The following is a 12601-nucleotide window of genomic DNA, read 5'->3' on the forward strand; positions in this document are numbered from 1 at the left end:
CATGAGCACCTTGAGGGCACTCCCCTACCGCACGGCCGACGATGCCCTCCAAGTTTCGTTGCGCACAGAGGACACGTCGATCGTCGAGCGGTCTGACGAGAGCTTGGATCTGTACACGGAGTTCAGCGGGACAGCTCGTTTCACCCTTGAAGCCAAGATTGACGAGGCGGGTCTGCTGCCGACCATCCCCGAGGGCACCGAGGCTGCTGACGAGCTTCAATTCGTCGTCGTCACTCGCAGCGTCTCCTCCCGGACCCGGTCGGTGCTCCTCACGGCGCCGGCCCAATCAGTCACAACGACGCTCTCGATGGATTCCTCTGCCTACAGGGGCAAGGTTGAACTGAGCGCCCTGATTGTTCGAGCCGCCGAGTCCGTGGGGCAGGCGACTGCCGGGCTGGCGCACCGAGCGGGGGCAGTCGTTGCCGAGGCGTCCCTGGCGACACTCTGGTTTGACGAGCCGCCTGTGGAGTCCGGCAACGCCATCGACATCCAATGGGTGGACTTCCGGGAGCAGGATCGCCTGCCGGATGACCACCTCTTCGCCGTCCGCATGGAGGAAGCACCTGCGATCTTCTTGAACACTGCGATTCCGCATGCCCACTCGGTCCTCACCTCCAGAGGCACCCATGGTGCGAAGGCGCGCATCCGGGATGCGGTGTTCGCCCAGATCGTGCATCAGGTGTGGTCTGGAATCTTGGCGCACTGCTTCCTGGAGGCGGCTGCGGTGATCGCAGACGATCCCGAAGAGCGCTTGGCGGGCCTGGCGGATTGGGAGCGGCAGGTGCTGACCGACTGGGCACTGTACTTCCATCCCGGGGAGCAGAGCACGACGACGGCCACCAGGAGATTGATGGAGCAGATCACGGAAAACGACGGGCTTCTCGCCCTCGAGCGGATGACTGACGTGATCCAAGCTCGCATCGATGCATTGAAGCCCTTCAACGGTCTGGTGAAGGACGCTCACTTGTTCGGATTGGGGAACACGGAATGAATCAGCTGCAGCGGCTGTCGCCCGCTCTCAGCCGCCACGGCCTTTGTCAGGCCTTGGCCGGCGAGAGAACACCGACAAGCGTCCCCTTGGAGGCGACGGCAGACCTCGACAGGGTCCGTGCTGCGATCGAGGCTCTGACCGAGGAGCTGGACAGTCCACTCTCCAGCGCCACGGACTCGATCCTTGCACCCGTCGTCCACCAAGCTCTGGGTCACCTGCCCCGCAGAGTCCTGCTGGACATGCAGTTCTGGCAGTGGTTGACGGTTGTGGAATTCCGGGAGTACACGCAACGCCGGTGGGCGCATGGACTGGTTGTGACAACACACAGCGAGTTGAGCAGCGGCACTGCCGAGCGCTTTCTGGGCCGACCGAATCTCGTTGGGGTCGCTCGCAACGCCCTTTCGCGCCTGTTCTGGTGCGTGGAAACTCTTGACGATGCATCGTCCAACTACGAGTTGACCCAGCGCATGCTGGGTCGTCAAGACTTGTTCGTGGGAGTGTTCGAGCGTGAGATCGGGCTCATCCCCGCTGTAGCTCGGGCTTGCGCACGGACGCTGCCGGATCTCAGTGAGGACGAGCGCCGGATCGCATTGCGACGACTACTTCTTCGCGGATCAGCGCTCAGCTTGGAAACTGTTTCGGAGGACGAGGTTGCGGCGCTTCTGACCGGTTGATCATGAGCGCGGCCAGTCATGGCTCCAGGAGGTCGGCAACCACTTCCCCGATCTGCGCAGCCAGTAGTGGTGGCACCGCGTTTCCAACCTGGTGATACTGCTGAGTCCGTCCGCCGATGAACAGGTAACTGTCCGGGAAGGTCTGCAGCCTCGCAGCTTCGCGAACGGTGAGGCTGCGAGCCTGCATCGGATCGGGGTGGATGTAGTAGTGGCCGTCCTTCGCGATGTGGGAGACGACAGTCGTGCTGGAGTCATCCGGCAGCTGCACTCGGAAACGGTCAGTGAAGGGCGTATTGGGCAGGTCGACGTTTCGGTGCGCCGGCTTGAGCTTTCCGCGAAGGTCGCCCACCTTGAGAGAACCTCTGCCCATCAGTGCGCTGAGCGACAGGAATGCGTAGCGCTCGATGTCCAGCATCATGTGGCTACGGGGATCGTGAAGCGTCACAGCACCCTTGCTGTCCAGCAGCCACTGCTGCAGACGCTCGGCCGCTGGTGACGCTTCGCCATGGTTCAAGAGTTCGTCCACCGACGCCAAGGCCTTCTCGGCGTCCTCACGTGGCTCGACGGCGGAATGTCCACGGTCACGTGCATCGGTCCATCGCTGCTCGTTCGGCCCGAGGGACCTGGCGCTGAGGGACGATGTGACTTTGGGGAGGCCACCAATGGCATCCCATACCGTCACTGGGTGAATGCTGGCTGTCAAGGTTCCGGCGGGGGGAAGGCCGGCGGAACGCAGGACTCCCAGCAGTATGACCCTGTGCCTCTTCTGAGGCACACCGTAGTGTTCAGCACGAATGACAAAGTCGGATGGCTTGGCGTCGGGAAAAGCTCGTGGCACGACCAGCGAGCGGACTTCGTACTCGAGGCCGCGAAGAGGAGTCTGCAGGTCCCGCATGATCTGATCGAAGATCAGAGAGCCCGCATGCGATGAGGACAGCATGCCCTTCACGTTCTCCATGACAAAGACCGTGGGTCTGAACTCGCGAATGATGTGCAGGTACTCCTGGTAGAGCACGTGCTTGTGATCATCCGCGAAGGTCGCATCGTTCCTGCGGCGAGAACGACCAGCGAGTGAATACGCCTGACACGGCGGCCCACCGATGAGCACCCAAGGCTCGTCACCACTCCGCGCGGCCGCCGGTAAGGCGGCCGCGATGATCTCCTCCGCCCCCTTCCGCGCGTTCTTTCCAAGCGTGAAGTCCCGGACCTCCCTCTCGACGTCGGCCAGCGCGGCACGCTCTTCGGGGCGGGAGAAGTAGCTAGAGGCCTCCTCAAAGTCCGTGACGTGCCCATTGGGACCCAAGTTGCGCAGCAGGGCCGCGTAGGCACTTGGCAACTCTGGAGATCCCCCACGCAGCGTCCGGACAGCAGCCCGCAATTTAAGCGTGTCGCAGGCCTTGGGATCCATCTCTATCGACGTGACCGTCTTGAAGACCTGATTGCCTTCACCGTCAAGCACATGAGAGAACCCCTCGTTCAGGCCTCCTGGCCCCGCGAACACGTCAATCACCGGGATCGGCATCGTCCATCAACCTTCTTCTCCGAGTTGGCTGGTGCCAGGTTAGCCAACTGCGCTACACGGGCTGCCCCACAATCCACAGGACCTGAGACTCGTCCACGGCGAAGGGGAGGGCCTGAAGCGTGCCCTCCCCTTCACCGTGCCGGATGATCAGCTGCAGCCGCTGGTGCTTCCGCAGCCCTCGCAGACGTAGCAGGACCCAGCCGGGCGCATCTTCGTGCCGCAGGTCATGCAGATCGGCGCGTCAGCAGCCTTGCCCTGGAACTTCTCCAGCAGCTCGGCCGAGCTCGCCACACCAGACACCTCACGAGCAGACGCGGCACCGGCGCCGAACTTCACCTCAGACGACTTGTCGTCCTTGGCCTCGGCCGGCTTGGCGGCCTTGGCGACCGGAGCCGACTGCTGCAGGCTCTCGAGCTCGTCCTCGATCTCCTCGTCCGACTCCTCGGAGGTCGGCGCGTACGAACCGGTCTCGAGCTGGCGGGCGCGCTCGTCGGCGGTGTGGATCCCCATGAACGAGCGGGTCTCGAAGTCCATGTGGTCCAGCGCCAGGCGGCGGAAGACGTAGTCCATGATCGACTGCGCCATGCGCACGTCCGGGTCGTCCGTGAGGCCGGCCGGCTCGAAGCGCAGGTTGGTGAACTTCTCGACGAAGGTCTCCAGCGGCACGCCGTACTGCAGGCCGATCGAGACGGCGATCGAGAAGGCGTCCATCACGCCGGCCAGGGTCGAGCCCTGCTTGCCGAACTTGAGGAAGATCTCGCCGAGCTCGCCGTTCTCGTAGGTGCCGGCGGTGAGGTAGCCCTCGGCGCCGCCGACCGCGAACGAGGTGGTCTGCGAGGTCCGGCGCTTCGGCAGGCGCTTGCGCACCGGGCGGTACTCGACGACCTTCTCCACGGCGGGAGCAACCTCGGCCGAGGCCGCGGCAGCCTTGTCCTTGGCGGCGGAGCCACCGTCGGACAGCGGCTGGCCGACCTTGCAGTTGTCGCGGTAGACCGCGATCGCCTTCAGGCCGAGCTTCCAGCCCTGCATGTGGACGTCCTCGATCTGCTCGATCGTGGCGTCCTCCGGCAGGTTCACGGTCTTGCTGATCGCGCCGGACAGGAACGGCTGCACCGCGGCCATCATGCGCACGTGACCCATCGGGGAGATGGCGCGCGCACCCATCGCGGTGTCGAACACCTCGTAGTGCTCCGGCTTCAGGCCCGGGGCGTCGATGACGTGGCCCTTGTCGGCGATGTACTCGACGATCGCCTCGATCGACTCCTCCTGGTACCCGAGCTTCTTCAGCGCGCGCGGGATGGTCAGGTTGACGATCTGCATCGAGCCGCCACCGACGAGCTTCTTGAACTTCACCAGCGAGAAGTCGGGCTCGATGCCGGTGGTGTCGCAGTCCATCATGAAGCCGATGGTGCCGGTCGGGGCGAGCACCGACGCCTGGGCGTTGCGGTAGCCGTTCTTCTCCCCCACCTTCACCACGGCGTCCCACGCCTTGGTGGCGGCGCGGTGGATGTCGGAGTCCATCGCGTCGAGGGTGCGGATCGCATCGTTGGCGGCCTGGTGCTTGCGCATCACGCGCTTGTGCGCGTCCGCGTTCCGGGCGTAACCGGCATACGGGCCGACGACGCCGGCGAGCTCGGCGGAGCGCTTGTAGGCGGCGCCGGTGAGCAGCGAGGTGATCGCGGCGGCGAGGCTGCGGCCGCCCTCGGAGTCGTAGCCGTGGCCGGTGGCCATGAGCAGCGCGCCGAGGTTGGCGTAGCCGATGCCGAGCTGGCGGTAGTCACGGGTGGTCTCGCCGATGCCCTCGGTCGGGAAGTCGGCGAAGCAGATGGAGATGTCCATCGCCGTGATGACGAGCTCGGCGACCTTCTGGAACGTCGCCACGTCGAAGGTGTCGTCGTCCTTGAGGAACTTCAGCAGGTTCAGTGACGCCAGGTTGCACGAGGAGTTGTCGAGCGACATGTACTCCGAGCAGGGGTTCGACGCGGTGATGCGTCCGGTCTCGGGGTTGGTGTGCCAGTCGTTGATGGTGTCGTCGTACTGCAGGCCCGGGTCGGCGCACTCCCACGCGGCCTTCGCGATGTCGCGGAAGAGCTTGCGGGCGTCGACCTCCTCGATGACCTCACCGGTGGTGCGGGAGCGCAGGCCGAAGTCGGTGCCCTCCTCGACCGCGCGCATGAACTCGTCGGAGACGCGCACCGAGTTGTTGGCGTTCTGGTACTGGACCGAGGTGATGTCCTTGCCACCGAGGTCCATGTCGAAGCCGGCGTCACGCAGCGCGCGGATCTTGTCCTCCTCGCGCGCCTTGGTCTCGACGAACTCCTCGATGTCGGGGTGGTCGACGTCGAGGACGACCATCTTCGCCGCGCGGCGGGTGGCGCCACCGGACTTGATGGTGCCCGCGGAGGCGTCGGCACCGCGCATGAAGGAGACCGGGCCGCTAGCCGTGCCGCCGGAGGACAGCAGCTCCTTGGAGGAGCGGATGCGGGAGAGGTTCAGGCCGGCACCGGAGCCGCCCTGGAAGATCTTCCCCTCCTCCTTGTACCAGTTGAGGATCGAGTCCATCGAGTCGTCGACCGCGAGGATGAAGCAGGCGGAGACCTGCTGCGGGCTCGAGGTGCCGACGTTGAACCAGACCGGGCTGTTGAAGCTGAACACCTGGTGCAGCAGGGCGTAGGTCAGCTCGTGCTCGAAGATCTCGGCGTCCTCGGGCGTGGCGAAGTAGCCGTGGTCCTTGCCGGCCTTGACGTAGGTCAGCACGACGCGGTCGATGAGCTGCTTGAGGCTCTGCTCGCGCTTCTCGGTGCCGAGCGCGCCACGGAAGTACTTGGTGGTGACGATGGTGGAGGCGTTGATCGACCAGAAGTCGGGGAACTCGACGCCGCGCTGCTCGAAGATCGTCGCGCCGGTCTTCCAGTTCTGCTGGACGACGTCGCGCTTCTCCCAGGTCACCTCGTCATAGGGGTGCACACCAGGGGTCGTGTAGATCCGCTCGATGGCAATGCCCTTGCCACGACCGTTCTTGCGGGCACCTGCACGTGCTCCGGCGGTTTCTGTCATTTGGTAGGCCTCCCTGACCCCTCGTGGTGGTGTGTGCTCTTCGTCAATCATCGGTCCGACCACTGACAGTCGACGCTGTCCGTGGTCCTCCCCCGTGCGGTCCTGCTGGTGGTGCCGTGCTGTTGGAACTGGTCCGTGCGTTGGTCCCGGTATGCCGCTTGCTCTGGGCCGGGCGGCATACCGGAGCTCTAGGGCTGCTTGCCTGCGGCAGGCGCGTCGCCGGGCTCGACGCCGGTGGCGTCGCGCTCGGCACGCAGCAGCGTGATGGCGGCCTCGAAGTCCTCGAGGGAGTCGAAGGCCTGGTAGACGGAGGCGAAGCGCAGGTACGCCACCTCGTCGAGCTCGCGGAGCGGGCCGAGGATCGCCAGGCCCACCTCGTGGGCGTCGATCTCGGCGTGCCCCTGCTGGCGGATGCACTCCTCGACCCGCTGGGCCAGGAGGGCGAGGTCGTCCTCGGTGACCGGCCGGCCCTGGCAGGCCTTGCGGACCCCGGCGAGGACCTTGGAGCGGCTGAACGGCTCGGACGCACCCGAGCGCTTGACCACGGTGAGGCTCGCGCTCTCGATCGTGGTGAAGCGGCGGCCGCACTCCGGGCACTGGCGGCGACGGCGGATCGAGCTGCCGTCGTCGGTGGTGCGCGAGTCCATCACCCGGGAGTCCGTGTGGCGGCAGAAGGGGCAGTGCATGTGGGGCTCCTTCCGCTGCGCTTCTTGACGTGCTTCCTGGGGACGACCATGTGGACCGTCTGGGGACAATCTGTGGGTAACCGGCCTGCGCCTGTGAACTACATGTGGACGAATGACAACGGTGTAACCACTAGATGTAGGGATATCTTGTCCCACCCCGACCCCCGATGCAAGCGGCTCGCTCAAACATCAGCCGAACGATGTATCGCCGCAGGTCAGAGGCGTGGGAGGCGCGCCGCGCCGTGACGGATGGGGCCCGTGTGACGTCGCCGGCGACCCCACATCTGGGGTGCGGGCGCCCGCCCCCACCCCAACATGTGGGGGCATTGGGGTGGCACAGGGGTGGGTATGCCGCGTGCTCGCCCCCGCGGCATACCTCGCCGCCGTGCTCCCTCACCTTCACCGCGTCGACACGCTGGGAAACGGCCCCTCAGCGCCCCTCGAACGGCCGTTTCCCAGCGTGTCGTCGCCCAGCGTGTCGTCGGCCCGTCCTCAGCCCGGGGCCAGGGCCGGGTGCCTCCGGCGGGCCGGTCGCTCCACCTGCGCCGCCTCCCCCACCGCGGCGTGCAGCGGCACCGCGACGCCGAGGCACAGCACGGCGAGCAGGCCGAGGTAGAGCACGCTCGCCCACAGGCCGTGCGGGGTGTCGAGGGCGAAGCCCGGCCCGCCGACGGCCGTGGCCGTGAAGACCCACACCGACATGGCGCCAAGGGTGACCAGACCCGCGAGCGCTCGCGGCACCGCCCGCCCACGGCCGCACACGGCATACCCACCGAGCAGGCCGATGAGGGGCACGGCGAACGCCCCGGCGCCCACGCCGTCCTCGAGGATGGCGAGCGGGTCCGACAGGTCGGAGAGCAGCACCGCCGCGAAGAGGAAGGGCGAGAGGGCCAGCCGGCGGCGGAATCGAGGGTCACCCGTGCGGCGCAGGTGCGCGGCCCACCCGAGCAGCCCGCCGGCCACCAGCCCCGGCAGCAGCACGAACCCGAAGGTGCCGACCCAGTCGACTCCCGACTCGTCCCCCGCCACCTCGGCCATGAAGCCCCGGAGGGCACAGGCCCAGGCGAGGCCGACGAGCGCACCGACCGCGACATGGCTCAGCACCACCGACCGCGGGTGGGCGGAGGAGGGCTCGCGCGCCGGGTAGGGCAGCGTGGCAGCGACGCACAGCACCAGGACGTGCGTCAGGCCGAAGAGGGCCACCCACGCCCCTCGGGCCGTGCTCATCGGCGCGTCCATGGTGCCGATGAGGGTGAGAAGAACCAGCCCGAGAACGGCGACGACCCCAGCCACGACGCGCAGCACCGACCAGCGACGGCGGCCGAGCACGAACCCGCCGGCGAGCGCGGTCGCGACCACCATCAGCGACCCGCCGCCGATGCCGCTGGTGATGAGCTGCTCGAAGATCCTGGGGTCGAGCAGGGCCGCCGACAGCAGCAGCGGTGAGAGCGCCAGCCAGCGGGCCGTCGTCGTGCGGCCGGGGCGTCCGTGGGCAGCCCAGCCGAGGAGTGCCCCCACGGCCGTCCCCGGAAGCAGGAGGAGGGTGAACGTCATCCAGCTGAAGGTCGAGTCGTCCCCGACGAGCTGGACCATCCACGAGCGGAACCCTGCCGCCCACACCAGGCCGGCCAGACCCCCGACCACGACGAAGGGAGCCACGCTCGTCGCTGGCCGGGTCCGTGCCGGCGCCGTCGCCTGCGATATCGAGACCACTGTGTCCTCCCGCATCAGCGGAGCTGGCCCCTCGAGGTCATGGTACGCATCCAGAGCCCGCGCGCGTCGGGCGCTGACGGTGTCGGCGCGTGGTGGTTCGCTGGTGCCATGACATCCTCCGCAGCGACGCCGACCTGGCAGACGCACCCGGTGACGCCCGACCGGTTCGAGGACTTCGCCGACGTCATCAACGCCAACCGCCGGGCCAACCACTGCTGGTGCCTCTCGCACCGGCTGGCGGCCAAGGAGATCGCCGAGCTGGGCGGCACCGGCGCCGACGCCCGCGAGCAGGCCATGCGCCGGCTCTGCGAGCGCGAGCACCCGCCCGGCGTGGTCACCTACCTCGAGGGCGAGCCGGTCGGCTGGTGCAACATCGGCCCCCGCTCCGAGATCACCCGACTCAACAGGTCGAAGCTCATGCCGCCCACCGACGACCTGCCCGTCTGGAGCATCGTCTGCGTCGTGGTGCGGTCGGGCTTCCGCAAGAAGGGCGTCACCCGTCCGCTCATCGAGGGTGCGGTGGCGTATGCCGCGGCCCACGGCGCACCCGCCGTCGAGGCCCACCCCGTCGACCCGCAGGGCCGGATGGACCTGACCATGGCGTTCGTGGGCACGAAGGCGATGTTCGAGAAGGCCGGGTTCCGCGTGGTCGGCACCACCGACGCGGTGGCGAGCGGTATGCCGCGGCTCACCATGCGCCGCGACCTCACCTGACCGCCGCACCAGCCGAGCAATGCGACGACACGCTGGGAAACGGCCCCCGGAGAGAGCTCCAAGGGCAGTTTTCCAGCGTGTCGACCGCGAGAAGAGCAGGTCAGTGGGTCGCGACCGGCTCCTGCGCCGATGCGTCCTGCTCGAGGCGCGCGATGAGCCTGTCGCCCTCGACGTCGAGGTCGGGCAGCACCCGCTCCATCCAGCGCGGCATCCACCAGGCCCGCTCCCCCAGCAGCGCCATCGAGGCCGGGATGACGAGCATCCGCACGAGGAACGCGTCGATGACGATGCCCGCCGCGAGCGCGAGGCCGAACTGCTTGATCATCGCGTCGTGGCTGAAGATGAAGCCGGCGAACACCGCGGTCATGATGATCGCCGCGGCGACGACCACCCGGCTGGCCTGGTCGAAGCCATGCACGACGGCGTCGACGCCCTTGCAGCCGTGGACGTGCGCCTCGCGCATCGAGGTCACCAGGAACACCTGGTAGTCCATGGCCAGGCCGTAGAGGATGCCCGTCACCATGATCGGCAGCATGCTGATCACCGGCCCCGGGCTGTCGATGCCGAAAACGCTTCCGGCCCAACCCCATTGGAACACCGCGGTCGTCAGCCCGAAGGTGGCCACGATGCTCAGCAGGAAGCCGAGCGTGGCCACGACCGGGATGACCAGCGAGCGGAACACCAGCGTGAGGATGATGAGCGACAGGCCCACGATGATCGCGAGGTAGACCGGCAGCACGTCGCCGAGCTTCTTCGAGATGTCGATGTTGATCGCGGTGAGGCCGGTGACGCCGAGGTCGACGCCGAACTCCTGCGCCACGGCCGAGTCGGAGGCGCGCAGGCCCTGCACCAGGTCGACGGTCGCCTCGTCGTCGGGCCCGCTCTCGGGGATGACGCTGAAGATCGCGAGGTCGCCGGCCGGCAGCATGCCCATCGGCGTCACGGTCTTGACGTCGTCGACGGTGCCGATCGCCCCCGCCATGGCGGCGAGGTCCTGCGGTTTCATCGCGGCACCCGGCGTGGTCGGCTCGGCCGTCACCAGCAGCGGCGCGTTGTAGCCCTCACCGAAGCCGCGGGTGATCGCGTCGTAGCTCTGGCGCGCGGTGGTGTCGAGGTTGGCGGAGGCCCCCGACGGCATACCGAGCGTCATCGACGCCATCGGGACGGCGGCGACGCCCATGACCGCGACGGCCGCCAGCATGACCACGATCGGGCGGCGCACGATGCCCCTGACGACGCGGTTGGCGAGGCCGTGGTCCTCGTTGGCGATCATCTCGGCGCGCTTGGCACGGGCCTTCGCCGAGGCGATCTTCTCCCCCACCAGGCCGAGCAGCGCCGGCAGCAGGGTCAGGGCGATGAGCACCGCGAAGAGCACCGTGGCCGCCGCGACGAACGCCATCGTCGTGAGCATCGAGATGCCGATGATGCTGAGTGACGCGAGCGCGATGACCACCGTCAGGCCGGCGAAGAAGACGGCGCTGCCGGCGGTGCCGACCGCACGGGCCGCCGCCTCCTTGGCGTCGAGGCCCTGGAAGAGGATGAGCCGTCGCTGCCGGTTGACGATGAACAGCGCGTAGTCGATGCCCACGGCCAGGCCGACCATGAGCGCGAGCGCCGGCGTGGTGGCCGACATCGTGAAGCTGTGCGAGAGCGCGAACGCACCCCCGACGCCTGCGGCGACACCAACCAGCGCGGTGAGGAGCGGCAGCCCTGCGGCTCGCAGCGACCCGAGCGTCAGCACCAGCACGAGGGCGGCGATGATCAGGCCGAAGCCCTCGGTGGCCCCGACCGGCGGCTCCATCTTCTGCAGCGACTCGCTCGGGGTGGCGGTGATGCCGGCCCGCTCGACGGCGGAGTCGGCCGCCTCGACGACCCCCGCGGTGGCGTCCTCGGGCAGGTCCTGCACCTGCTCCTTCAGCTGGAACGAGAACAGCGCGACGTCACCCTGGGCAGAGACGAGTATGCCGGGCACGGGCTGCCCGCCCACGACCAGCGGCCGCGGCTGGTCACCACCGGCGGCCGCCTGCTCGGCAGCCTGACGGGCGGCCTGCTGCGCCGCCTCCTGCTGCGCCTTCAGCGCGGCCTGTGCCTCGGGGCCGGCCTGGACCGCCTGCTTTGCGGCCTCCTCAGCCTGCTGCGCCGGGTTGACCACGAGGTCGTCGCCGTGGACCGCACCGGCCGCCCGGGCCAGCGCCGTCTGGCGCTCCGGGGTGTCGAGCCGCTCCCCCTCGGGCACCGTGAAGACAATGCTGCCCTGCGACCCCGACGCGGCGGGGAGCCGCTCGGCGAGGGTGTCGAGCACCCGCTGGGACGGCGTGCCCTCGATGGTGACGCTGTCGGAGATCTTGCCGCCGTTCACCGCAAGGGTGCCGAAGACGACGCCGAGGATGACGGCCCAGGCGCCGATGAAGGCCCAGGGCTTGCTGAAGCCGAGCCGGCCGAGCCGGTGGAGGAACGTGGACATCGTTGGTGCGCCGCTCTTCTCGTGGGGGTGGAGCTGTGGGGGTGGAGGTGTGGGGGTGAGGTCTCAGAAGCCGTCGCGCAGGTGCGCGAAGGTGGTGGCGAGGAACGCGTCGACGTCGAGCGACCCCGCCTGCTTGCGCTCCCCCGGCAGGCGGAGGGTGAACGGACCGTCGAGCACCGCCGACAGCGCTCCGTAGAGGGCGCCGACGAGCAGGTGCACGTACAGCGCGTCGTAGCGCTCGCCCGCCCGCTGCGACACCACGTCGAGGGCGACCTGGCGGATGGTGCGCTGGACCTCGAGGAACCACGGGTCGAGGCTCGGGTGGGCCTCGGCCAGCGCCTGGACGCTGCGGATCGTCTCGAGCATCGGACCGGAGAGCTGCTGCCGAGCAACCCCCGACAGCCAGTCGAGCAGCGGCGCGTCGTCGGGCACCTCGGGCATGCGCCCGACGCCCTCACGCACCGCCTCGAGGACGACCGCCGCGACGGCTTCCTCCTTGCAGGAGTAGTGGTTGGCGAAGGTGCGGCGGGAGTAACCCGCCCGGGCGGCGACGTCGTCGATGGTGAACCCGTCGACGCCGCGCTCGGTCGCCAGCGCGAAGGCTGCCTCGGAGAGGGCCCGTGCGGTGGCGGCCCGCTTGGCGTCGCGAAGGCTGGGCTCGGTCACGCGGTCGGTCACCCGGCCAGCATGCGCCACTGATTGCCCATTGGGCAAGTTTGCCCTTCAGGCAGCGACTCTGGTGGACCGTCAACCCGACGTATGGGCCCTCCCGGAGGGCAT

Annotated in this window: 9 protein-coding genes; 3 read left to right on the top strand and 6 right to left on the bottom strand. The window is 68.2% G+C overall.

The annotated features are described in order from the left end of the window. Position 1: 1 nt before the first annotated feature. Positions 2–991, top strand: a complete 990-nt coding sequence (locus tag P0Y31_RS09585; protein ID WP_275868653.1) for a hypothetical protein — start codon at positions 2–4, stop codon at positions 989–991. Next, positions 988–1665 carry a DUF6339 family protein gene (locus P0Y31_RS09590; RefSeq protein ID WP_275868654.1) on the top strand — a complete coding sequence of 226 codons (678 nt, stop codon included), beginning with the start codon at positions 988–990 and terminating at the stop codon, positions 1663–1665. The genes P0Y31_RS09585 and P0Y31_RS09590 overlap by 4 nt, the downstream gene beginning before the upstream one ends. Before the next feature lie 16 nt (positions 1666–1681). Here the strand turns inward: P0Y31_RS09590 and P0Y31_RS09595 are convergent, their stop codons facing one another. The 4 genes from P0Y31_RS09595 to P0Y31_RS09610 form a co-directional block, all read right to left on the bottom strand. Next, positions 1682–3187: a DNA cytosine methyltransferase gene (locus P0Y31_RS09595; protein ID WP_275868656.1), complete on the bottom strand. Its 1506-nt coding sequence runs from the start codon at positions 3185–3187 to the stop codon at positions 1682–1684. Positions 3188–3334: 147 nt separating this feature from the next. Beyond that, positions 3335–6244 (bottom strand): vitamin B12-dependent ribonucleotide reductase, encoded by a 2910-nt coding sequence (locus P0Y31_RS09600; protein WP_275868657.1) that lies wholly within the window; start codon positions 6242–6244, stop codon positions 3335–3337. A 188-nt stretch (positions 6245–6432) separates the two neighbouring features. Next, positions 6433–6930, bottom strand: a complete 498-nt coding sequence (gene nrdR, locus P0Y31_RS09605) for a transcriptional regulator NrdR (RefSeq protein ID WP_275868659.1) — start codon at positions 6928–6930, stop codon at positions 6433–6435. A 492-nt stretch (positions 6931–7422) separates the two neighbouring features. Then, positions 7423–8589, bottom strand: coding sequence for a hypothetical protein (locus tag P0Y31_RS09610; RefSeq protein ID WP_275868660.1), 1167 nt, complete (start codon positions 8587–8589; stop codon positions 7423–7425). 162 nt (positions 8590–8751) lie between these two features. On the opposite strand from P0Y31_RS09610, the gene P0Y31_RS09615 reads away from it, so the two are divergent. Continuing rightward, positions 8752–9357 carry a GNAT family N-acetyltransferase gene (locus P0Y31_RS09615; protein ID WP_275868662.1) on the top strand — a complete coding sequence of 202 codons (606 nt, stop codon included), beginning with the start codon at positions 8752–8754 and terminating at the stop codon, positions 9355–9357. Between the two features lie 100 nt (positions 9358–9457). Here P0Y31_RS09615 and P0Y31_RS09620 read toward each other — a convergent pair whose 3' ends face one another. Beyond that, positions 9458–11821 carry an MMPL family transporter gene (locus P0Y31_RS09620; RefSeq protein WP_275868663.1) on the bottom strand — a complete coding sequence of 788 codons (2364 nt, stop codon included), beginning with the start codon at positions 11819–11821 and terminating at the stop codon, positions 9458–9460. Between the two features lie 63 nt (positions 11822–11884). After that, positions 11885–12499, bottom strand: a complete 615-nt coding sequence (locus P0Y31_RS09625; protein WP_275868665.1) for a TetR/AcrR family transcriptional regulator — start codon at positions 12497–12499, stop codon at positions 11885–11887. Between the last annotated feature and the right edge of the window lie 102 nt (positions 12500–12601).

It is taken from the genome of Knoellia sp. 3-2P3, assembly GCF_029223115.1.
Lineage (GTDB): Bacteria > Actinomycetota > Actinomycetes > Actinomycetales > Dermatophilaceae > Pedococcus_A.

Excerpts from the sequence above, each read along its gene's own strand:
- P0Y31_RS09585 (WP_275868653.1), top strand. The coding sequence starts at position 2 with ATGAGCACCTTGAGGGCACTCCCCTACCGCACGGCCGACGATGCCCTC.
- P0Y31_RS09620 (WP_275868663.1), bottom strand. The coding sequence starts at position 11,821 with ATGTCCACGTTCCTCCACCGGCTCGGCCGGCTCGGCTTCAGCAAGCCC.
- P0Y31_RS09615 (WP_275868662.1), top strand. The coding sequence starts at position 8,752 with ATGACATCCTCCGCAGCGACGCCGACCTGGCAGACGCACCCGGTGACG.
- P0Y31_RS09600 (WP_275868657.1), bottom strand. The coding sequence starts at position 6,244 with ATGACAGAAACCGCCGGAGCACGTGCAGGTGCCCGCAAGAACGGTCGT.
- P0Y31_RS09595 (WP_275868656.1), bottom strand. The coding sequence starts at position 3,187 with ATGCCGATCCCGGTGATTGACGTGTTCGCGGGGCCAGGAGGCCTGAAC.
- nrdR (WP_275868659.1), bottom strand. The coding sequence starts at position 6,930 with ATGCACTGCCCCTTCTGCCGCCACACGGACTCCCGGGTGATGGACTCG.
- P0Y31_RS09590 (WP_275868654.1), top strand. The coding sequence starts at position 988 with ATGAATCAGCTGCAGCGGCTGTCGCCCGCTCTCAGCCGCCACGGCCTT.